We start from the raw sequence: 24,996 nt of genomic DNA, 5'->3' as shown, positions 1-24,996 counted from the left end.
TTAACCTCCATAATTTATCTAATAATAATCTCATCCTCTTGTATTATAACATATAACCATCCATATATAAGTACCCATCACCGCATATAATACAACCATTGCAAATAATATTTTTCTCACAATGTCTTTAATGCCAAGAGTATTCTGAGGAACATTTCCCTCCGAACCAAAACAAAGCAAATTTGCCATAAGACATACCAAAAACATTGACAGGTACGGATGTTTTGCAATCGTGTTTATTATATTTTCAGTTATTTGTTTATTTTGACTCATAATATTCTTTCTCCGTATTTACATTCCATATATTTGTTTTATCAGTTACATTGTCTTTTATTGCTTTTGCAGTATTTATTGCCGTAAGCATTGAGTGGTCCATATTGTTGTATCTGTGCTGACCGTTTCTTCCCACACAGAAAAGATTGTCATAACCGTCTAAATATGTAACCAGCTTATCAAAATCGCTGTATGTATCAAAATATGCCGTGGATGCTTTCTTTACTCTCTCCCTGTGTGCATCAAGGACTGCATCCGATTTTATCACTTCCATTCTCACAAGCTCGTCTTTTGCAAATGCGATACATTCTTCATCAGTCATATTCCAGAATTCATCACCCTCGGCACAAAAATATTCAAGTCCTATCCAAACCGCGTCCTCAGGTTTTTCAACCATATACGGTGACCAGTTGTTAAATATCTGTATTCTTCCGAGTTTGTATCCTTTATCCTGAACATATATCCAGCAGTCGGGTACTATATCTGATAATGTTTTCTTGTCCGTCTTATTTACAAGTTCAAGTTTTTTTACAAGAAGTCCAACCGTAACAAAATCCCTGTATGGAAGTCCTGCCGCCACATTCCTGATATCGTCAGGCACATCGTTCATTCCCTCAACAAGGTCTTTTACAGGCATTGATGAAATAAATACATCACCTGATATTTCTTTTTCACCCTCCGGTGTATCACATATTACCGAAACTATCTTACCATCTTTTTTATTTATTTTTTTTACACTATGTTCAAATAAGATACTTCCGCCTTTTTCTTTTATCTTCTCTCCCGTAAGTTCCCAAAGCTGACCCGGTCCGTACTTCGGATACCAGAACTGTTCAATAAGTGAGGTCTCTGCATTTGAGTTGTCTTTTTTACCGAATATCTTAGAAAAAATATCTTTAATTATCGCACGGATAGAAAGTCCTTTAACACGCTGAGTTCCCCAATCCGCCGATATTTCTCTCGGATGCCTGCCCCAGAGTTTTTCCGTGTAGCCCTCAAAGAACATACTGTATAATACTTTTCCAAAACGGTTTATGTAAAAGTTTTCAAGATTTGTCTCAGGTCTTTTCTTTATGCATGAACCAAGATAACTCATACCTGCTTTAAATGTAGTAAACATTCCCATGTTTTTAATGGTTTCAGGTTTCATTGATATAGGATAATCAAAGAAATGGCGGTTGTAATATATCCTTGAAACCCTCTCCCTGACAAGCATTACCTCATCTTCCTTTTCAGGGTCAGGACCGCCTTTTGCAAACTCTTTTTCTCTGCCAAGCACCTTGTCATCATAAGATGGTTTACCCTGTACCGGGAGTATATCAGACCACCACTTCATAATCGTATCATCTTTTGAAAAGAAGCGGTGTCCGCCAATATCCATCCTGTTGCCGTGGTATCTTACGGTCTGTGACTTACCGCCGAGCGACTTACTCTCCTCAAGTATCGTAACTTTAATATCATCATTATCCTTTAATAGTTCATATCCTGCTGTAAGACCAGCCGGACCTCCTCCAATTATTATAACATTTTTCATTTTTTCGTATTATTTCTTTTTAACTGTTATCCCTCATTTTATAACTCATTACATTTGTATATAACAACATTCTGAGCATCATATACCTTTTCTGCAATCTGTCCTAATCCCTCAAAATTAATCTGGAATTCGTCAGTTTCCACATCACTTACAAAAATATATGATACATTATATTTTTTATACAATTCCTTATTTCCAACCGGGTCAGCATACATATTTGCGACCTCACTTTTACGCTCCACCGTGTTAATTCCATGATAACATAAAAATGTATCAGCCCCACATACAATACTTCTTCCCGTCAATGCCGCAACTGCATTATTATGATTGTCTCCCGTAAGAAATACCGCTCTTTCATCAGTATTTTTTTCTATATATTCAGTTGCATCTACCTGTGCTTTTGAATACAGTTCATAGTCGGACACACATTCTCTCGCAATAGTCATGCCTGAAGAAAACACTCCTACAAACAGCAAACTTACCGCTAATGCACCTTTAAGTATTATATTCCAATTTTTCTTAAATAATTTTATTACAAAATCTGAGACAATTCCACACATAAATACAAATGCTACAAACAATAATTTATTATTGTCATATTCATTTGGCTGAAATACTACTAGCTCAGCAATAAAAAATATCAGTAACATTGGCGAAGCAGTCTGAAGTTCTTTTTTCTTTGCCGATACCCAAGCTGGGAAAAAAATCAAAAAAGTAATTCCTATATTTTTCAGATAAAATATAAAATAATTATCATTTGTATTAGACCAGTTAAAGTGGCTTCTCAAAAATCCATCACCTGATGCCTGACCAAATGTCCAAAATAATAACTGTGGAAATGCAAATAATATTACTGGAATAAGAAATACTCCCCATGTTTGTATATAACTTTTAATAGTCGAATTTTTAAAACATGATACAATTTCTTTAACAAAAAGAACTGCTATAATGCCTAAGCCTGCAATCATTATAATAAAGCCATTTTTTTCTATCAATCCCGTCTTGTCATTATACATTCTCAACAAAAAGAAAAATACTACCCAGATTATTCCAGCGAGTTTTAATAACAAATAACTTTCTTTTTCTTTATACATATCCCAAAACAGCCATACTGCACATATTATGCCCAGTGCGAGAAATGAATGGGTATGTATCATAGGTAAACCTGCTGCCATTATCCCGGCTATAAGAAAACTCTTAATGCTTCGATTTTCTTTTGCATAATATAAAAATGCAAGAAGCGGAAATAATACTGCCCAGCCAAACAAAGTCGCGCGTTGCGGAATTAACATATTTGCTATTATCTGTGCCCAGCGATAATTGTAATCGCCAATACTTGTCGGTGTAAAATAAAACTCTGTAAAATTTTTAGAAAAATTTACCTTATTTAAGAAGTGTATAAAACCAAAACCTCCATCGTAGAAAAATAATATAAATGCAACAAAAGCTACCGAACCTTTTTTGAACCAAAACTTAATAAAACAGTAAAATCCGCCAAAAACCTGCATTACTGCAACAAGCATTGGGATAATATATGCTACTCTGAGTGATGCTCCCAACAGATAAAGACTCGAACTTATACTGTCACTCAAGAACGGATATGCAAGTTTTACTCCCGGATAAATAGAATATTCCGGTGGAAATGTATGCTGTTTTGCAATGCTTGTGATAAATCCTATATGCATATTCATATCACTGTAAGTTGCCTGTCCCGTATGTAAACTCCCGTCTGAATTCAGTAATATCGTGTGCGTATTCAGACAATAAGCAAATATTACAAAACTTGCAAAAATAATTATAGATGCCGGATTTTCCCACAAAAATCTTTTCCATTCCATCGGTTTTTTATAAGTATTTACAAATCCATGTCCCCCATTTGTTTTCAATATAACTAATATAAAAACAAGCACCTGAATAACCAATGCACATATATGTGCCCTAACCGTAAAATCCATGAAAAAAGCAAATATTATCGGAATCCATTGAAATTCAAGTGTTCCGAAAACACTTCCCAAAAGACATTTAAACATAATACTTAACTTTTGACCATTCAGCAGTCTAAACATTATAATAATACCACTTATAACAAAGAACATATAGTACAAAACTGCTGTAAGATTTCCTATAATCCCCTCTGACATAAATTAAACTTCCCCCTTCTTCCAATACAATGTAAGTGAAGCACACACTATCAATATCGGTACATAGTTAGTAAAATATCTTCCGCTTGTTTCCCATAATATTAGAAAGCATAGTATCCCAAGCATCGCAAGTCTTGGAGCTGTCGGCAAAATCGACTCTCTATATTTAACTTTGTCAATAATGTCCCTACCAGCACCAACAATTGCGAGCAGATATAAAACTATCAATAATCCTGTTGAAAATGACTGATATTTGCTATAACTTTTTCCCGCATATAAGATATAATCATGAATATTGGTTTCATTTGCCGGATTATCGTCTAAGAAATCTGACAATGCATATGTTCCATCGCCAAAACAGATTACCGCTTTGCTAGTCCAAAGTTTAAACAGACCTGATACACCCAGTTCTTTAACTCTCTCCATTGCCTTTTTACGGCAGGCTGCTGACCTTTCATTTACATCATACGACCTTGTATATTCATAGTCCTCCGGATTATAATAACCATTATTTTGCAATCCCATCATTATCCAATGCCAATATGGTGTTTTTAAGTTCTGATATTGTTCGTCACTTATATAATTTTTATAGATATTATGATTATATATTGACACTGTTACCCCGTAAAATACTAAAGAAACAACCAGTATCAACAACGCTTTCTTCCACGGAATATAAAGAAACGCATCTATGACTACTGCTATCAGAACTATGACAACGGTGAATTTTATCATCATACCTATTGTTAAAGACAACCCCATAGTTATAAGATATGTTATCTGTTTCTTTTTATCGTTTTCATCTTTTAAACACAGATACAAATAATAGAATAACACCGGAAATATTAATGATAACGAGTCTGTATAAAATGCCGCACCCATAAAATAAAACGGAAAACATAATAAAACTAAGATTAATGACATCAAAGCTGTTTTAGAACCTGCTATTTTTTTACAGATAAGTGAAACAAATACGGCGGTTCCTGTTATAAATGCACTATTTACAATTATTCCTACCGCAAAAAAATCTTTTATTCCAAATAATGATGCAATTTTAAATACAATATGTAAAAATCCCATTGAACCAAGATTGTTTGGAAAATAACCAAAATACTCATAAAAATTTGAGAAATTTCCCTCATTAGTCCATTGAATTGCTCCGCTATAGATTGCATCCATATCAAATGACGGTGTAAATCTCAAGAGAAATCCCATTCTGATTAAAATAATATAATATACGATTGAAAATAAAATCAACACTTTTTTAAAATGGCGGTCAACTTTATCCTGAGCTATTTTACTTAATATAAACATCCCTATTGCCACTACAACACCGCCAACTATCATCCCCGGAAGAAGCTGAGTTATTTTATATGAATGAATTTTGTCCACAAACAAAATATTCAATGATATAAACCCAAAAGCTATAACAAACAACACATAGCTGCTCTTTGTAAGTATTTTCCTTACACTCTTCTCTTTCATCCGTCACCTCTCCTTATCTCGTAGTAGTCGAAACCGCTTCAATAGCAACGCTTCCACCTCTGACTACTTCTATTCTGTTTATAAAAGTTTTATTAAACAAATCTATTATATCATTAACTTTGCCTTCTGTCTCCACATATCTTACAATAACCGATTTTTTTCCATAGTCAGCAATCTCAAGATGGTCAAAAGAATTTACTATCCTGAATATCTCATTCTTATCTTTCTCTGTACAACTGTTTATCTTGATATATACAAGTTCCGTCTTATGGATAGGAATATCAGAAAAATCCATAACCTTGATAACGACAACATTTCTGTTAAGCTGCTTTTTAACCTGCTCAAAAGTCACATCATCCATAGTCATCTCTATAGTCATTCTTGAAACAGTAGGGTCCTCAGTCTCACCCACCGTAAGCGTATCAAGATTGTAAGACTTGCCCGCAAAAAGACCGGAAATCTTAGCAAGAACTCCTATCTGATTTTCCACATAAAGCGAAATACAACGTTTCTTCATTTCCATATCACAATCATCCTTTCTATTTTTTCTTATTTTTTCTTATCAGTTCATATACAAACCATATTTTGTAAAATTTTCACTAAATTATATTTGCACAATCAGCACAACCTAAATCTAATTTTACAAATCTTAACAATCCATAATCATATCCGCAAGCGTTTTTCCCGTCGGTACCATCGGCGATACATTTGCCTCTCTCTCTATCACGCACTCAATAAGTGTAGGTCCCTTTTTAAATTCAAGTGCATAGTCAAACGCTTTCTTTAATTCTTCCTCTTTTGTTATCCTTATCCCCCTTGCTTCATAACTCTCAGCGAGTTTTACAAAATCAGGTATATATTTCGGACAGCATTTATCCTTATTCATGCAGTCACGGTTGCAGCTCTTTCTGTATGTAAGGCAGGTACTTGAATATCTCTTGTTAAAGAAAAGCTGCTGCCACTGTCTTACATTTCCGAGATAACCGTTATTGAATACTACTACAATGACAGGAAGTTCATAAACCATAGCTGTAGCAAATTCCTGAATGTTCATCTGCATACCGCCGTCACCTGATATTGCTATAACAGGTCTTGCAGGATTTCCTATCTTTGCTCCTATGGCTGCCGGAAATCCATAACCCATTGTTCCAAGTCCGCCCGATGTAAGAAGCTGTCTGTTTGTTTCTATATCAAAGAACTGTGTTGTCCAGAGCTGATTCTGACCTACATCCGTGCTTACGATAGGTCTTTCAAAGTTATCATTTATGTATTTTATTACTTTTTCAGGTGTAAGTCCCTCATATTTATCCATATTTATAGGATATTTTTCTTTCCATTCAAGCGTCTGAGCTACCCATTTTTCTATCTTGAGCGGTGCTCCGTACTCGATAAGTTTTTCTATGGCAAGTTTTGCATCTGCTACTATAGGAATATCTACGACAATATTTTTTGAAATAGAAGCGGAGTCTATATCTATATGCACTATCTTTGCATCTTTTGCAAATTCACTTATCTTTCCCGTTATCCTGTCATTAAATCTTGTACCTATAGAAATAAGAAGATCACATTCACTTACCGCATGGTTTGCCGCATAACTTCCGTGTATTCCGATGTTTCCAAGATATAATCTGTGCTTTGATGATATTGCACCTTTTCCCATAATGGTTGTTATCGCAGGGATGCCCGTCATCTCGACAAGCTCTTTCATCTGTTCGTTTGCCCCCGACAGATTTACTCCTCCTCCGAGTAAAAACAATGGCTTTTTTGCCCTTTTCATCATGCTCACGGCTTTTTTTATCTGTCCAACATGGACACCCTCACTAGGCTTATAACCTCTTATATTTACTTCCTCAGGATATTCTTCACTTCCCATCGCAACCTGAATATCTTTCGGTATGTCAACAACTACAGGTCCCGGTCTGCCTGTTCTTGCTATGTAGAAAGCTTCTTTTATTATTCGTCCGAGGTCCTCTCTCTTTCTTACTGTTACGCTGTATTTGCATATACTGTTCGTTATTCCTACTATATCTACTTCCTGGAACGCATCATTTCCCATAAGGTTTAGCGGAACCTGACCTGTAAAGCATACAAGCGGAACGCTGTCATAATTTGCTGTAGCAATTCCGGTTACAAGGTTTGTTGCACCCGGTCCGCTTGTGACAAGGCACACACCTGTCTTTCCTGTTGACCTTGCATATCCGTCTGCCGCATGGATAAGTGCCTGCTCATGTCTTGGCAGAATGACTTCAATATCATCCTGGTCATACAGTGCATCAAAAAGATCTATCGCCTGACCTCCCGGATAACCGAAAAGTGTATCAACCCCCTCCTCTTTCAATGCCTTTACAAATAATTCAGTTCCTTTAATCATAGTTAAACACCAAACCTTTCTTATATAAGTAGTAACAAAAGTCTGCTTTGCAAACTCAGTGCCGCTATCACTGCATCTTTCATCAAAAAAGCCCTAAACTGACAAATGTCAATTTAGGGCGAATATTTTCGTGGTACCACCTAATTTCAGATAAAATCTGCACTCATCCGATACTCAGATAAAAATCTTTTATATCGTTTTCCATATAACGTTGGAAAATCCGTTGAAGCCTACTTGCATCGGTTTGCAGCAAAACACATTTTGATACAAACATCATTGATATACGGATATATAAAATCTGCTAATCCATGTCACTGCTTTCAGTTCAAAGCTCAAAGGCTACTTCCATATATCAGATACAAGGATTTTCACCATACATCCTCTCTCTATGGAATCTTAAATATATGTACTCCTCCTCATCACAGCCATCACTTTTAAATCAATTGTCCAAATTTCATATACTATCGACCACAACCTGCCGTGTGACCGCTAATAATACTGCTTAATTGAAAAAATATTAACATAATCCTTTTTAGTTGTCAAGGTCATCATCCGGCTCGACAACAATCTTTACAGGCATTCCCTTTTGAGGATTATATCTCTTTTTTATCTTTGGAACTGCCGTCTGCATCTGCGAATCAGACTTGATATCCTTAAGTTCATCATTGGTATCGTCTGAATTTTCATGCTCATCTGTTTCTAAGGCTTTTACAGCTTCTCTCTCAAAGCTGCTCTCGTATTCCTCAGTCTTTTTGTTTTTGCCGGACCTTGTCTTAAATTCCTTTACGACCTCATCCTGTGTTTTTAAAGCATCTGCCTGTTCATCTGGGCTTTCTGTTTCTGATATATCGTTCTTTGTTTCGACATTCTCTATATCATCATCTTCTTCCGCCGCAGCTGCAATTTCTTCTGTTACATTTTCCAATTCTGATATATCCTGTTTACTGTCAGATATTTCTGCATTATCATCGTCCGATACTCCCTGCTCTGTTTCTGAAATATCTGCATTTGTTTTATCAGCTATATCATCTCTGCCGTCTGAATTTTCATCTCCGTTTTTTTCTGATTTTTCAGATGTTTCATCACTTTCCTGCTGCTTGACATCATCTGCTGTTATCTGCTCTGTTTTTTCCTCTTTATCTTCATCTGACTTTTCTGCATCATCACCTAAATTTTCAAACAATTCATCTTCCGGCATTTCTTCGTCCTCATCGACAGGACCTTTCTTCATTGCAACAATAGCTGCAATTACCTTGACTGGCACGCCGATAAGTAATATCGCATCAACAATAAGAGTGATATAGTAACATTCCGGAAGGAACTTTTTGATCATAAACCACGAACCGAGCGAGTTGCCTAAAACATTTTCTATGATAACAGGTACAAATTGATATATCACTATAGGAAGGGCAATATGAACAACCACATCCACAATAGTCTTAACTATGCCAATCCCTTTATTTCTTGTTCTTCTATACCACCAGCTCATCATGAACATAGGAAGAAGTGACGCAAAAAATGCAATGACATATACAACATCAAACTCAATATGCGGCATCATGACTGCTTTTGAATCTATTGTTCTCGCTTTCTCGCCTATTGCAAGACATACAACATTTGACATAAGTTCAGAAATTACATCATTACCTGAAATTACATCAGATGTGTCAAAAAGCATAGCAATTCCAACATCCTGACCCGGTACGAGAAAAGCTGCCGAAATGTAACCATCTATAGCTCCTGAAACATAATATACATCCTGCTTGCCGACTTTTGTTTTTATCCATCCAAGACTTGATGTTCCATTTGTTCCGAATATTGTTTTTCCGCAATCTACACCATCAGAATATATTTTTTCAATCTGATTATAAGAAAGGGTCTGTCCACCCGCTGCGAGATACATACTCAAAACATTTCCCATGTCTTTTGCATCTGAAACAATACCTGTAGCTGAAACTGCATCCCACTCTTTGTCGTCATTGCTCACTGCTCTTTTTGCAACCGGAAGCCCAAAAATATTATCATGACCACCCACAATATCTTTTCCTGACATCTCATCGGTAGTATATGTTGACTCAAGTTTTAATGGTTTTACTATCTTTTTCTGAATATATTCTGAATAGTCACTTTCAGACACAGCTTCTACTATTTTTCCAAGTATCGCATAGTTTATCCTTGCGTCCTTATATTCTCCCTTTTTTCCATCCGGAGCAGGAATCCTGTCACCCTTTATACTCTGTTCAGCAGTATAGCCGCTTGTCTGTCTCAAAAGCTCCTCAACTGTCACATCACTATTTCCATCAAATCCTGTAACCAGCTCAGAAACACTTGTGTCAAGTTTTAGTTTTTTTGAATCCGCAAGCTGCAATACGGCTAATGAGGTAAATACTTTACTCACTGAACCAATCTTTAAATCAGATGTTGTCTCCGGCACATCTCCAAAAGATGCACTATACACCTCTTTTCCGGATGTTACTATAGAAACGGAACCTCCCGGTATCTTTGCATTTGATAACTGTCCCATAATATATTTTTCAATATCACTTTCATGATACCCCATCGCTGATGCAGTAGTCACAAATGATAATGACAGCACAAATGCCAGCATAAATGTTAAAACTTTTTTCTGCATGGTATATTCTATCCTCCACCATTATTTTTTTGTCTCTATTCACTCCTCTGAACAGTAGCCATTTTTCTGCAAGTACATTTTATTACTGTTCGCATTAAATCTGCGAACAATAAGCATTTTTTATTTTATCACAAAACTATATGTTTGTAAAAGAAAAAAACTCTGCCATCTCACAACTAATGTGAAATGTAGGCTGCAGTTTACATAACAGATGTAATCTGCAACAAGCGCAGAGTTTTGTGCTTTTTCAATCTATATCCATATCTTCCGGTCTGCTTTCATAACAAATTATGCTGCAACGAAGTCTCCTAATTCACGAATAATCTGATTTGCTTCGGCCGGTTCACAGTTTCCTGTCATCCACATACTGTTTCTAAGATCCATAGTCATAATGCCAAGCAAAGATTTTGCATCTACATAATAACTTCCACAGTATAAGTTAAAATCAGCATCGTATTTTGAGAGAATGTGAACAAACCTGTTTACGTCAGCTACATCTCTAAACTTAATGTTTACTTTGTTCATTACAAAAACACTCCTTTTCATCTCAAAAAAATACATTTTGCAACTTTCACGCTACTATATCATCAATGAAACTTTTGTTATATACATTTTCTACTGATTTAACTACAAAAAATACTGTTTTTTTCTGTTTTTTTCTATTTTTTCCCTTTTTGATACATTTTTCTATATTTTGCAGGTGTGATACCATTTTTTCTTTGAAAATATACACTAAATCTGCTCTGCGAACTGAACGCACAAAAACTGCTTATCTCCTGAAGAGAATAATCCGTAAATTTTAACAGATATTCGCTTGATTTTATTTTTTCATCAATAATATACTGTTTAAGTGTAACTCCTTCAAACCGGCTGAACTGTTCTGAAAGATAATTTGGTGAAACCCCTATATATCTGGCAATATTTCTTACCATAAGCTGTTCGTGTATATGAGAGAATATATAATCCTTAACCTGATGTATCAATGGATTTTTTATGTTTTTTCTATTTAAATCATGCACATCCCTGGCATAATTAAACTCGGCTTCCCTTACAACCCGTTCTATCTCTACCGGATCATTCATCTCTTCTTCTATATACATTATATATCCGTCAGCCATTGAAAATGCTTTCTCCGCATTTAATCCACCCTCTATGGCACACCTTGAAGCACAAGTTATAACCGCTATCGCAACATTTTTTATACTCCTGACCTGATTTTCCGCAAGTTTCCCTATCTCACCCGGATAAACCTCATTTATACTTGCCTTAAGTCCCTCTATATCGCCACGCCTTATACTGTCATGTTCCCTCTGCTCCTGTGCATATGGATTATGCAGCTTTCCATTCTCCTGATATTCAAATATATTCTCTGTTACAAACTTACTGACAGAATCATCAAGAACTATGTTCTTTGTCCAGAGATCACCTTTACCTATCATTTTACCCGTAAGTTTATTCCATATAAGTATTATCGCAGATGTATATGTGTCCTTGGGACATTCAAGTATATCATGGTTGCGATTTTCAAATTCACTGTAAAGTGCAGTCTTTCCTATAACAATAAATTCTTTTTCTTGCTCATTCCACATAACACATACAACAACACTTGTATCAATAAGTATAATATATGGGAAATCTTTCCTTGACTTTTTAATAATTTCTGAATATAGTTTTAAATCTTCTTCTCTCGATTCAGATAATTGCTCTTTTACATTTCCATTTTCATCAAATATCGCAATATGAGCCCTCACTATAGGCATCATATGCATTAAGAAAAACTTATCTTTCATATATACCAGTCCTATTATCCGATAATGATAAACAAAGCGGAATCTGCTGTCTTTGCACAATATAACTCCTGCCATTTATTTTAGAAGCCGTATTGTCTTATTAATTCAAACATCATTTTCCGCTTTTATTTATAGTTTGTAATTTATTGTCAGTCAGGCAGATACCCGCAATCTGCTCTGCTGCCTGATAATGTTAAATGTTGTTAGCTAATGCTGCTGTAATGATTGCCATAGAATAAACCTCTGATGCATTACATCCTCTTGACAGATCATTAACCGGTGCATTAAGTCCGAGAAGTATAGGACCATATGCCTCAAAATTACCCATACGCTGTGCAATCTTGTATCCGATGTTTCCGGCATTAATATCAGGGAATATAAATGTATTTGCGTGACCTGCAACCTCTGATTCAGGACACTTTGTCCTTGCGACTCTAGGTGATACGGCAGCATCAAACTGAAGCTCGCCATCTATAGGAAGATCAGGGTACTTTGCTCTTGCTTTCTGAGCTGCATTTCTCATCTTGTCAACATCTTCTCCCTTTCCTGAGCCATGTGTCGAATAACTTAAAAATGCAACCTGCGGATCTACACCGAATATCCTTGCACATTTTGAAGCCTCACCTGCTATCTCTACAAGTTCATCCTCAGTCGGTTTGATATTTATCGCACAGTCACCCATAGCGATAACCTCATTTTCACCTGTAGCACTTGGTCTTACAAGTATAAAGCATGATGATACGATACTGTGTCCCGGCTTTGTCTTTATCAACTGGAGTGCCGGACGAACCGTGTCAGCCGTTGAATATGTAGCACCGCCAAGTAATGAATCAGCAACACCCATTTTTACAAGCATAGTTCCAAAATAGTTTGCCTGTGAAAGAACTTCTCTTGCCATTTCAGGCGTCATACCTTTTTTCTTTCTGATTTCACAGAGCATTTCAACCATCTCGTCCATCTTCTCATAATTTTCAGGATTTATAATCTCAGCACCTCGAATGTTAAAACCACACTCCTCTGCTGCATCCATAATCTTTTCTTCATTTCCAATAAGAATAGGATGAAGGAAATTACTTGCAAGTAATCTTGAAGCAGCCTCAAGAATACGCGAATCCTCACCTTCCGTAAAAACGATCTTCTTTGGACTTTTCTTTAAAGTGTCTATTAACTGACCAAAACCAAACATTCAATCATCTCCATTTCTAAATTTTATATATATAATTATGTATTATTGAATACCATGCCTATTTTCGTATAATTTGATAAAAAAGTCAATATAAACAATGCCAATTTGATAAAAAAATGCAATAGAAGTATGATATGATTATATTATGTAACAGTTCAGCCATAAAAAGTTAGAACTGTTACCAGATTTAACAAAGCGAGGTATTCCTATGTCACCACAATTTCCGGCAACCATATCTGCCGACCAGAAAAATATGATATTTGAAAATATGTCAGACGGGGTCATAACCCTTGACTCTGACGGCACTATAACTTATTGCAATTCAGCAAGTCTTGAAATTTTAAGAATTTCATCAAAAAAAGATATTCTTGGACAGTCCTTTAAAGAACTTTTTATGAATAACAAAAAAAACAGAGCTTTCAACAAACTTTTCCGTGAAAGTATCGACAAGGGAAAAGTAATGCCAAAAACTTCAATAAGATACCGTTTTGGCAAAGAAAAAGAAGTACACTATTTTAATATAGATATAAGTCTTTTAAAACCATCGCAGACGGAACTGTTTGACCCCGATGCCGATTATAACTCGGACACCGGTTTTAACGGCATGGTAATACTTATAGAAGATGACACCGACAAATATAAATTAAGACAGCATGAACATGACTGTGCTTTTATTTTTGCAGGTCTTATACTCTGTATCAGTGTTTTCCTTATGACATGGAGTCTTTTGCAATTTACTTTACATATATATTTAAAATCCTCCGTTTACACTCAGATTATAGAATGTATAACCTTTTTGCTTTTTCTCGTTATAGTCTTTATGACAAGTTTTTCAATGCGTGACATAGGACTTATTCCACGGAAAAACACAATAAAGAAAACTATTGTCGAGTCTCTATCCATAGCGGCTGTCGCTTCATGCATACTTCTGCTTAGCAAAGCCATACTTATGTTACTCGGTTACAAAATAAAAGACTACTATATAGGCGGTTCGCTCTCAGGTGTCTACACCTATGTATTCACCGCCTTTGTTCAGGAATTTCTTGCCCGTGGCGTGATACAGACAAGTGTAAAATCACTTATGAAAATACGCTTCCAGAAATTTTTCAGCATATTTTTAACTTCTCTGCTCTTTTCACTTATGCATATGCCGTTCGGTTTCTATTTTATGATGAGTGCATTTTTACTAAGCATGGCTCTCGGATATGTATATGAAAGGCACCAAAATCTGTGGGGATGCGTGTTTTTGCACTGGTGCTGCGGCTATCTTGCCATGTGCCTGTATTTTTAACTCATATCACTTCAACCTTATAAAGATAATCAGCAAGACATTTAACTACTCATTGTATTGTTAAGTACCTTTTTATGGTAGAATAGCCTTACATTTATTGTAACTGTTATTCCAATCTTGCATTGTGAATATCCCTTATAAATGTTATAATCTTAATACTTTACAGATGATTGTGAAAATTTCATAATATGTAATTAGATTGTGCAGCTATAACAATAATGTTAGCAGTGCACTTTGTCACCGTCAGCACTTAGTCAGCGTATTTTGCTGACTTAGTACTGTTACGAGTGACAGGTAGCGAAAGCGTGCCTGCGGGATTATTTGTTATAGTTGCACAATCAACTCAGAATATAATTATTTTCACAATCATCTGTTTACACTTAATTTTGGAGGTATGTTATATGAGTAAAAAAATTTTATTTCCTCAGATAAAGGGACTGCTCCACGGCTCAGACTACAACCCTGACCAGTGGCTTGACCGCCCCGACATTCTTGAAAAAGATATTAAACTTATGAAAAAAGCAAAGATGACAAGTATGTCCGTAGGCATATTCGCATGGGCAGCATATGAACCGTCAGAGGGCGAGTTTCATATGGACTGGCTCAAAAACATTATGGATAAACTCTATGAAAATGGCATCTATACCATTCTTGCAACACCTTCAGGTGCCCGCCCTGCCTGGCTTGACGAAAAATATCCTGAATGCATGCGTGTAAATGCCGATGACCACCGTGCACACCACGGTTTCAGACATAATCACTGTATGTCATCACCTAAATTCAGAGAAAAAACCAGTATCATTATAAATAAGATAATCGACACTGTAGGCGACCATCCGGGACTTGCAATGTGGCATATATCAAATGAATTTGGCGGTGAGTGTTTCTGCCCTCTGTGCAAAAAGAAATTTCAGGACTATCTCGCTGACAAATTTGACCACGATATAAATAAGTTAAATAAGGCATGGTGGACAAGCTTTTGGAGTCATACATACAATGATTTTTCACAGATAGAACCTCCATATGCCAACGGTGAGTTCAGCATAATGGGGCTAAATCTCGAATGGAAACGCTTTACCACATGGAATACTACTGATTATATGAAGTCAGAGATTGAAATCCTAAAAAGGAGAACACCAAATATTCCTGTCACAACAAACTTTATGCAGCTTTTCCCAGGGCTTGATTATCGTGTGATGGCAAAAGAGCTTGATGTTATTTCATGGGACTCTTATCCTTTCTTCCATAATAACTATGAAACTTTTGCCGACACAATGGCGAGAAGTTCTTTTGACCACGCAGTTATGCGTTCAATGAAAAAAGACCAGCCTTATATGCTTATGGAAAGTGCTCCGGGACTTGCAAACTGGCACAGATACAACAAACTCAAGCGTCCCGGTGTGCATAAACTCTTTTCTGCACAGGCTGTAGGATGTGGTTCTGACACGGTACAGTATTTCCAGTGGCGAAAGAGCAGAGGTGCTTTTGAACAGTTCCACGGTGCAGTCGTAGACCATCTAGGCACCGATGATACCAGAATATTTAAAGAAGTTGCCAAAGTCGGAGAAATGCTTGACAATCTCTCAAAGGTAAAGGGAACACTGGTAAAACCTAAAGCAGCACTTCTCTTTGACTGGGATAATATGTGGGCTATTGAAAATATGCGTGGACTTTCAGACGAAACAAAAAATTATCCTCAGACCTGTGCTGACATTTACCATGAATTTTTAAAACTTGGAATAGACATGAATGTAGTAGCATCAGATGATAATCTTGACGACTACAATGTAGTTGTCGCACCTATGCTATATATGTTAAGACCGGGCACAGCTGATAATCTCAAAAAATTTGTAAAACGAGGCGGTCAGCTCCTTGCAACATATCTCACGGGTTATGTAGATGATAACACACTCTGTTTTCTCGGTGGTTTTCCAGGCAACGGACTTAGCGAGCTATTTGGCTTAATAAGTGAAGAAATTGATACACTTTATGACTGCGACAAAAATTCAGCCACATTCACAAATGGAAACAAAGCCAAAATCCGTGATTATGCTGAAATTCTCCGTGTATCAGATGCAGATGTTATCGCAAGATATGACAGTGATTTTTATGCCGGAACTCCCGTTGTAACACGAAAAACATATGGTGATGGCAAATCATACTATGTTGCTGCAAGACTTGATATGAATACAATGTCTGAGCTTTTCAAGACTATGCTTGAAGAAACAGAAACACCATACTATGTACTCCCCGATGGAATAGAATATCATAAGCGTGAGGACGAAAACGGTGATACAATAGAATTTTACCTGAATGTCACTGATAAAGAATTAAGTTTCAGCACTATATCAGGTGATAAACTTACATTAGAACCCTATGGAGTAAAGATTTTTTAATTTAACATTACAGATTTTAAACAAAAATTTGTGATTTTTCCAAATTAATTTCAATGTAAAAATTCAAACAAAAAACTACCGCTTTATTATAGGATAATATTGCGGTAGTTTTAATTTCTGGCAGCACTCTTTTATTTGCCTCCATTTTTATTTTTTAATTCGATGAATCTCAGTTCATCTTCCAATTCGCATTTAAGTTTGAACGCTTTAACAGTCTGATCAGAAGACATATCAATCAGTCTCCCATATTTCATAACATACGAACAAAACTCAATCTTCTCTTTTAATTCTTTAACTTCCTGATTAACATCAGCCATAAGACCTACCTCCCGAACTTTCGTCACTGTTCACATATATGATGTGGCTAATAACTATTTTCTTTTGTCATAATATAATACCACAAATCTGAAGCAATTAAAATATAAAATTTTATTTTATTTCTTTAATTTTTTTAAACACTCTGTATTACTCTATTTTATCTCCCCTCGTTTTCTAGTGTATAATTATTCACATATGTAGTATAGATATTAATACTATACATTCATTGTCTTTTCATGACTAAACTGTGGCTTATCATCTGATTGATTTTTATTTAACTATTGCGAACAGTCCCGCTTTTTGATAAGATTTATCAGTAATCAGATGTTTTTTGATAAGTCATATCAAAAAGTGGCTGTTTGTACCTGAGCAAAAACAAATGGCTTTTATATTACAAATACTAATTCGTATCTTAGCTTAATAACTAATCATTGCTCGGAAATGAGGATAAAATGAACAAAAAAATAAATCTTAGTGACTTAAAAGCCGGTGACAGTGCCAAAATAATATCCGTTGGCGGTGATGGTGCTTTAAGACAGCATTTTCTCGATATGGGACTTATAAAAGGAACTACTCTCTCTCTTATAAAACTTGCACCTATGGGTGATCCGCTTGAATTACAACTTCACGGATACGATCTGACACTTAGACTTGACGATGCCAAAAAAATTGAAGTTGAACCGATTGTATCCGATAAAACACCGAAGAAAAGCAAACCACACAAGTCGATTCCTCATCCAGGATTTGGCGAATATAACGAAGAACATAAAAAAGAACACCACAATCCTCTGCCTGATGATGAAGTATTGACTTTTGCCCTTGTCGGCAACCAAAACTGTGGCAAAACAACACTTTTTAACAGACTTACCGGTTCAAACCAGCATGTAGGGAACTTTCCCGGTGTAACGGTAGACAGAAAAGACGGTGTGATAAAAGACCACAAAAACACCCTTATCACCGATCTGCCCGGTATTTATTCAATGTCGCCTTATACAAGCGAGGAAATAGTAACCAGAGAATTTATACTGAAAGATAAACCAAAAGGTATCATAAACATTGTCGATGCCTCTAATATAGAAAGAAATCTATATCTGACAATGCAACTTCTTGAACTTAATATTCCAATGGTCATTGCCCTTAATATGATGGATGAGGTAAGGGAAAATGGTGGTGCAATACATATAAATGAGATGGAAAAACAGCTCGGCGTCCCGGTAATTCCTATATCTGCTGCAAAAAACGAAGGCATAGAAGAACTTATAGACCATGCACTCCATGTAACAAAATATCAGGAAACACCTATAAGAACCGATTTCTGCTCTCCTGATGATAACGGCAGTGCCGTCCATGCTTGTATTCACGGAATTATGCACCTCATCGAGGACAAAGCCAAAAAGGCTTATATCCCTGTACGATTTGCAGCATCAAAACTTGCCGAAGGTGACTCTCTTATCAAAGAAGCCCTTAACTTAAATGAAAAAGAATCAAATATACTTGAACAGATTATCCAGCAGATGGAAGAAGACAGAATGCTCGACCGTGCAGAAGCCATAGCCGACATGAGATTTCACTTTATATTAAAAACCTGCGATGGAACTGTTGTAAAACCACACGAAAGTAAAGAACATACGAGAAGCCGAAAAATCGACAAGGTACTGACCGGAAAATACACGGCACTCCCAAGTTTTGCCATCATCATGGCACTCGTATTCTATCTTACATTTAATGTAATCGGTGCTGCACTTTCAAACCTGCTTGAACTTGGTATCGAGTTTCTCACAAATGCTGTCGACAAAGCTCTGACATCACTCAATGTAAACAGTGTCCTTCATTCTCTTGTAATTGACGGAATATTTAACGGTGTGGGAAGTGTACTCAGCTTTCTTCCTATTATAGTAACATTATTTTTGTTTTTGTCATTGCTGGAGGACAGCGGTTACATGGCTCGTGTTGCATTTATCATGGATAAGCTTTTAAGAAAAATAGGACTTTCCGGCAGAAGCATAGTCCCTATGCTCATAGGCTTCGGCTGTACAGTTCCCGGTGTTATGGCAAGCAGAACTCTTTCCTCAGAACGCGACAGAAAAATGACGATACTGCTCACACCTTTTATGAGCTGCTCGGCAAAACTGCCTATATACGCATTTTTTGCAACTGCGTTTTTCCCCGGCAACGCAGCACTTGTCATGATACTGCTCTATTTTATTGGCATTATTTTTGCCATAACTGCCGCACTGATATTTAGAAGAACACTCTTCAAAGGCGAACCCGTTCCATTTGTTATGGAGCTTCCTAACTATCGTATGCCGGGCATAAAAAATGTGGCTCAGCTTTTATGGGAAAAAGCGAAAGACTTTCTCCAGAAAGCCTTCACCATAATCTTTCTTGCTACAATCGTCATATGGATATTACAAAATTTTGATTTCAGATTCAATGTGGTAGAAGACTCAAAATCAAGTATTTTAGCATCCATAGCGGGCGTTATCGCTCCTGTCTTTTCGCCTGCCGGATTTGGCGACTGGCGTATATGCACAGCACTTATCTGCGGATTTATGGCTAAAGAAAGCGTGGTATCAACACTTTCGGTACTTATACCAAAAACATCATTTTTACTCGGAATCATATCACCTGTAAACGCAATGGCACTCTTAGTATTCTGTCTCTTGTACACACCTTGTGTTGCGGCAATAGCTTCAATAAAGCGTGAACTTGGCGGAAAATGGGCATTGCTTGTCATATTACTTCAATGCAGTATCGCATGGGTTGCGGCGGTTGTTGTTAATCTCGTTGGTGGAGTAATCTGGTAAAAATATCACGAATAAAGTAATAAAAATAGCAGAAAACATTTAGAATATAAGTGTTTCTGCTATTTTTATTACTTAAATATCAAATGCATATTGGAGTTTCTGCGTAATTCCTTAACATTGCAATTTTTACGCAATGCCAACATAACAAATCATTTATTATTTTTTTTAACTATAAAACATACTCCGATAACATTCTGCCTATCTTTCCAATATCCACCGCACCCTTGAACTCAAACTCTATCTGCTCCCCAGCTATCAGTAAGCCGTCAACCTCACTGCGAACCTCATCATTGCTTATCGGTTTCAAATTAAATACACTGTCCTGATTAAAATTTACTGCCATTTTCTTTCTCCCTTCGCTGAATTATAAGAAGTAAATTGATACAAGTATTATAACTCCGTAGCTATGCATTGAAAAGCGGACTTTATATAATATTTCATTTATGAAATGAAGTAAACTCAAGCTGCATAGCAACGACTGACAGCTTGCTGGCAGGTTTACGACTGTAATAAATGAATGGCTGAACTGTTACTTTTTGATTCATATAATCATTATGCGCATATTGCAAATCATTTTTGCATATGCTATAATGTCAATAGACAAAAGGAAATAATAGTCCATGACGGACAGCTAACGAAAACCCCGAAAGTGTGCAAGACTTTCGGGGTTTTCTATTCCTATTTTGGTATGGAAGGCTTAACACCATAGGTTAGTTACCAACTATTTGTCTCCGTCTAACCATTTGTTGATGCAGTGTCAAACTACACCAGCCGCAACGGCAACAATAAAGGAAATAATAATATCCATGACAAACACCTCCCTTCCTTACCTGTCTGGGAGCGGTAACAGACATATTCTATCATATAAATTCACAAATTTCTACAAATTAAAATCACACTCTTTCCAGCACTTCTGTTCCACATTCAAACAACAATAGTATTGCATTACCTATTGAATACTGTCTAAAAATGTGTCTTGCACAAGACGCCTGTTTTCGTGTTTGTTACCGTGAAATTTTTTTGTGTTTTTATACCATCTGACAGAATATCAAGGCATAAAGAAATCCCCAAAAAACAATGTTTTCGGGGATTTTTGTATATATCCGATATTCTCTTGAATTATCTCTTTGAGAACTGTGGTGCTCTACGAGCTTTCTTAAGACCGTATTTCTTACGCTCTTTCATACGTGGGTCACGAGTTAAGTAACCAGCTTTCTTAAGTGCAGGACGGAAATCTCCATCTACTGTAAGGAGAGCTCTTGAGATACCATGTCTGATAGCTCCTGCCTGTCCTGTTAATCCGCCACCACGAACTGTGATGATAGCGTCATATTTATCTGTTGTGTTTGTAGCCTCGAGTGGCTGACGAACGATAATCTTTAATGTTTCAAGACCAAAGTACTCATCAATGTCTCTTTTGTTGATTGTGATTTTACCTGTACCCGGTACTAAATATACTCTAGCAATACTGCTTTTTCTTCTACCTGTTCCATAAAATTTTGCGTTTGCCACTGTATTTTCCTCCTCTCAATTATGCTCTCTCTTTGATTTCTAATACTTCCGGCTTCTGAGCCTCATGTCCGTGCTCTGCACCGGCATATACATGAAGTTTTGTAAACATCTGACGACCAAGTGGTCCCTTTGGAAGCATACCTTTTACTGCATGATCTATAACATACTCAGGCTTCTTAGCGAGCATTTCCTTGAGTGTTGTTTCTTTCATTCCACCAACATAATCTGAGTGATTGTAGTAAATTTTCTGGTCAAGTTTCTTACCAGTTACTTTAATCTTGTCAGCGTTGATAACGATAACATAATCACCTGTATCAATATGTGGTGTATAAGTAGGCTTATTTTTACCTCTTAATACATTTGCAACTTCTGTTGCAAGACGTCCTAATGTATGTCCTGTAGCATCAACTACATACCATTTTCTTTCAATTGTGGATGGGCTAGCCATATAACTCTTCATCCCAGTACCTCCTAACTTATTCACTTAGAATCTTATCTACTACATAAATTAATTATACTGCGCGTAGATGCTCTACCGGGGCTTTGGTTCAGCATGTCACACGCCACATTTCACTATTTTACAATATTCTTGTGCATAAGTCAAGCATTTTTCGCTTTTTATTCCTATTTTTTAATCTCTATCAACAATTTATCTATTTGAGCAGTTTTATATCAACAATCACGCTCACTCACAGCAGAATATATCCTCAAACTACTATTTCGATAAATAATAGAATACTTATAACATTACTACTTTGACCCTCTCATCATATTGTGATAAAATTCTTATTAAATGATGTGTGGTTTTAAAGATATTTTAATCACAGCTAAAACTACAGCTTGCGGCATTGCTATGTAAATTACAATGTAAATGTGCAAAAGCAAAAAAACTTGTAAAAGAATTATAGAAGATGGGAGAATTAATTTTATGGAAAAAATCAATATTGACAAACTTATTTCAGAGATGACACTTGAAGAAAAAGCTTCTCTTTGCTCTGCCGCTGATGCCTGGCACACAAAAAGGATTGACAGACTCAACCTTCCTTCGGCTATGGTTTCGGATGGTCCTCACGGACTCAGAAAAGAGGATGACAGTCCAGCACATTTCGGACTTCTTGACAGCATTGAAGCCATCTGCTTTCCAACCGCTTCTGCCCTCGCCTGCTCTTTTGACAGGGAGCTTATAGAAAATGTTGGAAATGCTCTTGGTAAAGAGTGTCAGAGTGAAGATATATCTGTTTTGCTCGGACCGGGCATTAATATGAAACGCTCACCTTTATGCGGACGAAATTTTGAATATTTTTCTGAGGACCCTTATCTTGCCGGCGAGATGGGTGCTGCTTTTGTAAATGGTGTGCAGAAAAATGACATTGGTACAAGTCTTAAACATTTTGCCGCAAACAATCAGGAATGGCGCAGAATGAGCATAAGTGCCGAGATTGACGAGCGTACGCTCAACGAGATTTATCTTACTGCTTTTGAAAAAGTCGTAAAACAGGCTCAGCCGTGGACTATAATGTGCAGCTACAATCAGATAAATGGCGAGTATTCATGCGAAAATAAAATGCTCCTCACTGATACATTGAGAGACAAATGGGGGTTTAAGGGGCTTGTCATGACTGACTGGGGTGCAATGAATGACAGAGTAAAGGCTCTTAAGGCAGGACTAGACCTTGAAATGCCGTCAAGCCACGGTGAAACAGATAAACTTATCGTGAAAGCCGTAAATAATGGCTCGCTTGATATGGAAACTTTAGATACTGCCGTCAGGCGAATACTCACACTTGTTGATAAGTCACTTATCTCAAAGGATAAACATTCCGGTTTTAAATACGATATGGAATGGCATCATGCGATTGCAAAGGAAACTGCTGAAAACTGTGCCGTTCTTTTAAAAAATAACGGTGCACTCCCACTCAGCAAAAACCAGAAGATTGCATTTATCGGCGAATTTGCCGACAAGCCCCGTATTCAGGGTGGCGGTTCAAGCCACATAAACTGCCATAAAATAGACAGTGCATTAAATTCGGCAAAACAGTTTGCTGATGTTACATATGCTAAAGGTTATAATACCGATAATGACATTACTGACGAGGCACTTTTAAACGAGGCGGTTAATGCTGCAAAAAATGCGGATATTGCCGTGATTTTTGCCGGACTTCCGGACGCATTTGAAAATGAAGGCTTTGACAGAAAACATATTGATATGCCTAAATGCCAGAACGAGCTTATAGCGGAAATATGCAAGGTACAGAAAAATGTTGTTGTTGTGCTGCACAATGGTTCTTCCATTACTATGCCGTGGCTTGACAAAGTAAATGCCGTTCTTGAAATGTATCTCGCCGGAGAAGCCTCAGGAGCAGCAGCCGTCAATCTTTTGTTCGGAGTTGCCAATCCATCCGGAAAACTTGCAGAGTCTTTCCCTCTCCGTATTGAGGACACACCTGCATACTTAAACTTCCCGGGCAACAGAGATAAGGTAAATTACAACGAAGGAATTTTTATCGGTTACAGATATTATGATAAGAAGAAAATGGATATACTTTTCCCATTTGGCTACGGATTAAGCTATACTAAATTCAGATATGATAATATGAAAATAAACGGTAAGAGTGCATCAGAAAATGATTTTTCATTTAAAGATAACGATAATGTAACAGTCAGCGTTGATATAACGAACATCGGCGAAGTCGAGGGTGCCGAAATCGTGCAGCTTTATATTGAAAATCATATAGATGAAGATAACAGACCTGTTAAAGAATTAAGGAATTTTGCCAAAGTAAAACTTGCTCCCGGCGAGACAAAAACGGTCAAATTCACTCTCGGATTCAGAGCATGGGCATATTATAATGAAACAATACACGACTGGTATGCACCGTCAGGTGATTATAAGATACTTATCGGAGCATCATCAAGAGATATAAAAGAAGCAAAGAAAGTATCTGTCTTATCTACAGTAACAATTCCGTTTGTCGTAAACAAGGCTGCAACCTGCGAGGATGTAGAACGATTTGCCAAAAACAAAGCTCCTCTTGACGATATGCTTATGAAATGTGTAAAAGCACGGCATAAAGAGGACTCTGAAAAGACATTAGAAGAAGAATTAAAAGACCTTAAATGCGGTTTTGGCGGTGTCCCTATTCACTCAACACTTTCATTTACACCTGATGAATTAAAATATGAAGATATACAGCAGACAATTAAGGCAATAAATGAATCTGAAAAATAAAGCGTGACGGATTACTCAAAAAATGTCGGAA

Annotated in this window: 18 protein-coding genes and 1 other annotated feature; of the genes, 4 read left to right on the top strand and 14 right to left on the bottom strand. The window is 36.7% G+C overall.

What is annotated here, in order from left to right; genetic code table 11:
• Nucleotides 1–30 precede the first annotated feature (30 nt).
• From DW721_RS07820 to pta, 10 genes are all read right to left on the bottom strand, one after another.
• Nucleotides 31–273 carry a hypothetical protein gene (locus DW721_RS07820; RefSeq protein WP_118745398.1) on the bottom strand — a complete coding sequence of 81 codons (243 nt, stop codon included), beginning with the start codon at nucleotides 271–273 and terminating at the stop codon, nucleotides 31–33.
• Nucleotides 260–1,807 carry an NAD(P)/FAD-dependent oxidoreductase gene (locus DW721_RS07815; protein ID WP_118745397.1) on the bottom strand — a complete coding sequence of 516 codons (1,548 nt, stop codon included), beginning with the start codon at nucleotides 1,805–1,807 and terminating at the stop codon, nucleotides 260–262. Before DW721_RS07815 ends, DW721_RS07820 begins: the two co-directional genes overlap by 14 nt.
• Nucleotides 1,808–1,845: 38 nt before the next feature.
• Nucleotides 1,846–3,948, bottom strand: a complete 2,103-nt coding sequence (locus DW721_RS07810; RefSeq protein ID WP_118745396.1) for a hypothetical protein — start codon at nucleotides 3,946–3,948, stop codon at nucleotides 1,846–1,848.
• Between the two features lie 3 nt (nucleotides 3,949–3,951).
• The gene (locus DW721_RS07805) at nucleotides 3,952–5,433 is read right to left on the bottom strand and encodes a glycosyltransferase family 39 protein (RefSeq protein ID WP_118745395.1); all 1,482 of its coding nucleotides are present in this window, start codon (nucleotides 5,431–5,433) and stop codon (nucleotides 3,952–3,954) included.
• Nucleotides 5,434–5,446: 13 nt separating this feature from the next.
• Nucleotides 5,447–5,950: an acetolactate synthase small subunit gene (ilvN, locus tag DW721_RS07800; RefSeq protein ID WP_055942933.1), complete on the bottom strand. Its 504-nt coding sequence runs from the start codon at nucleotides 5,948–5,950 to the stop codon at nucleotides 5,447–5,449.
• A gap of 132 nt (nucleotides 5,951–6,082) precedes the next feature.
• Nucleotides 6,083–7,804 carry a biosynthetic-type acetolactate synthase large subunit gene (gene ilvB, locus DW721_RS07795; protein WP_118745394.1) on the bottom strand — a complete coding sequence of 574 codons (1,722 nt, stop codon included), beginning with the start codon at nucleotides 7,802–7,804 and terminating at the stop codon, nucleotides 6,083–6,085.
• Nucleotides 7,805–7,915: 111 nt separating this feature from the next.
• Nucleotides 7,916–8,236: a binding site (T-box leader), on the bottom strand.
• 100 nt (nucleotides 8,237–8,336) lie between these two features.
• Nucleotides 8,337–10,436, bottom strand: a complete 2,100-nt coding sequence (locus DW721_RS07790) for a serine hydrolase domain-containing protein (protein WP_118745393.1) — start codon at nucleotides 10,434–10,436, stop codon at nucleotides 8,337–8,339.
• 288 nt (nucleotides 10,437–10,724) lie between these two features.
• Nucleotides 10,725–10,961 (bottom strand): HPr family phosphocarrier protein, encoded by a 237-nt coding sequence (locus DW721_RS07785; protein ID WP_055940859.1) that lies wholly within the window; start codon nucleotides 10,959–10,961, stop codon nucleotides 10,725–10,727.
• A gap of 134 nt (nucleotides 10,962–11,095) precedes the next feature.
• Nucleotides 11,096–12,226 carry an AraC family transcriptional regulator gene (locus tag DW721_RS07780; protein WP_182436261.1) on the bottom strand — a complete coding sequence of 377 codons (1,131 nt, stop codon included), beginning with the start codon at nucleotides 12,224–12,226 and terminating at the stop codon, nucleotides 11,096–11,098.
• Nucleotides 12,227–12,419: 193 nt separating this feature from the next.
• Nucleotides 12,420–13,412, bottom strand: coding sequence for a phosphate acetyltransferase (gene pta / locus DW721_RS07775; protein WP_118745391.1), 993 nt, complete (start codon nucleotides 13,410–13,412; stop codon nucleotides 12,420–12,422).
• A 208-nt stretch (nucleotides 13,413–13,620) separates the two neighbouring features.
• Between pta and DW721_RS07770 the strand changes: the two genes are divergently transcribed.
• Both DW721_RS07770 and DW721_RS07765 read left to right on the top strand, forming a co-directional pair.
• Nucleotides 13,621–14,703, top strand: a complete 1,083-nt coding sequence (locus tag DW721_RS07770; RefSeq protein ID WP_118745390.1) for a CPBP family glutamic-type intramembrane protease — start codon at nucleotides 13,621–13,623, stop codon at nucleotides 14,701–14,703.
• Between the two features lie 401 nt (nucleotides 14,704–15,104).
• Nucleotides 15,105–17,099, top strand: a complete 1,995-nt coding sequence (locus DW721_RS07765; RefSeq protein WP_118745389.1) for a beta-galactosidase — start codon at nucleotides 15,105–15,107, stop codon at nucleotides 17,097–17,099.
• 131 nt (nucleotides 17,100–17,230) lie between these two features.
• On the opposite strand, the gene DW721_RS07760 is transcribed toward DW721_RS07765, so the two are convergent.
• Nucleotides 17,231–17,416 carry a hypothetical protein gene (locus tag DW721_RS07760; RefSeq protein ID WP_022015341.1) on the bottom strand — a complete coding sequence of 62 codons (186 nt, stop codon included), beginning with the start codon at nucleotides 17,414–17,416 and terminating at the stop codon, nucleotides 17,231–17,233.
• A gap of 465 nt (nucleotides 17,417–17,881) precedes the next feature.
• Here DW721_RS07760 and feoB point away from each other — a divergent pair, with 465 nt between their 5' ends.
• Nucleotides 17,882–20,224: a ferrous iron transport protein B gene (gene feoB, locus DW721_RS07755; protein WP_347560365.1), complete on the top strand. Its 2,343-nt coding sequence runs from the start codon at nucleotides 17,882–17,884 to the stop codon at nucleotides 20,222–20,224.
• Nucleotides 20,225–20,393: 169 nt separating this feature from the next.
• Here feoB and DW721_RS07750 read toward each other — a convergent pair whose 3' ends face one another.
• From DW721_RS07750 to rplM, 3 genes are all read right to left on the bottom strand, one after another.
• Nucleotides 20,394–20,567, bottom strand: coding sequence for a hypothetical protein (locus DW721_RS07750; RefSeq protein ID WP_118745387.1), 174 nt, complete (start codon nucleotides 20,565–20,567; stop codon nucleotides 20,394–20,396).
• A 776-nt stretch (nucleotides 20,568–21,343) separates the two neighbouring features.
• The gene (rpsI, locus tag DW721_RS07745) at nucleotides 21,344–21,736 is read right to left on the bottom strand and encodes a 30S ribosomal protein S9 (RefSeq protein WP_118745386.1); all 393 of its coding nucleotides are present in this window, start codon (nucleotides 21,734–21,736) and stop codon (nucleotides 21,344–21,346) included.
• 19 nt (nucleotides 21,737–21,755) lie between these two features.
• The gene (rplM, locus tag DW721_RS07740; protein ID WP_022015334.1) at nucleotides 21,756–22,196 is read right to left on the bottom strand and encodes a 50S ribosomal protein L13; all 441 of its coding nucleotides are present in this window, start codon (nucleotides 22,194–22,196) and stop codon (nucleotides 21,756–21,758) included.
• 468 nt (nucleotides 22,197–22,664) lie between these two features.
• On the opposite strand from rplM, the gene DW721_RS07735 reads away from it, so the two are divergent.
• Nucleotides 22,665–24,965 (top strand): glycoside hydrolase family 3 C-terminal domain-containing protein, encoded by a 2,301-nt coding sequence (locus tag DW721_RS07735; RefSeq protein WP_118745385.1) that lies wholly within the window; start codon nucleotides 22,665–22,667, stop codon nucleotides 24,963–24,965.
• Nucleotides 24,966–24,996: the final 31 nt, after the last annotated feature.

This window comes from Clostridium sp. AM27-31LB (genome assembly GCF_003480745.1).
GTDB lineage: Bacteria > Bacillota > Clostridia > Lachnospirales > Lachnospiraceae > Butyribacter > Butyribacter intestini.
Note: the sequence above shows the minus strand (reverse complement) of the source record. Positions and strands in the feature narration are given on the sequence as shown.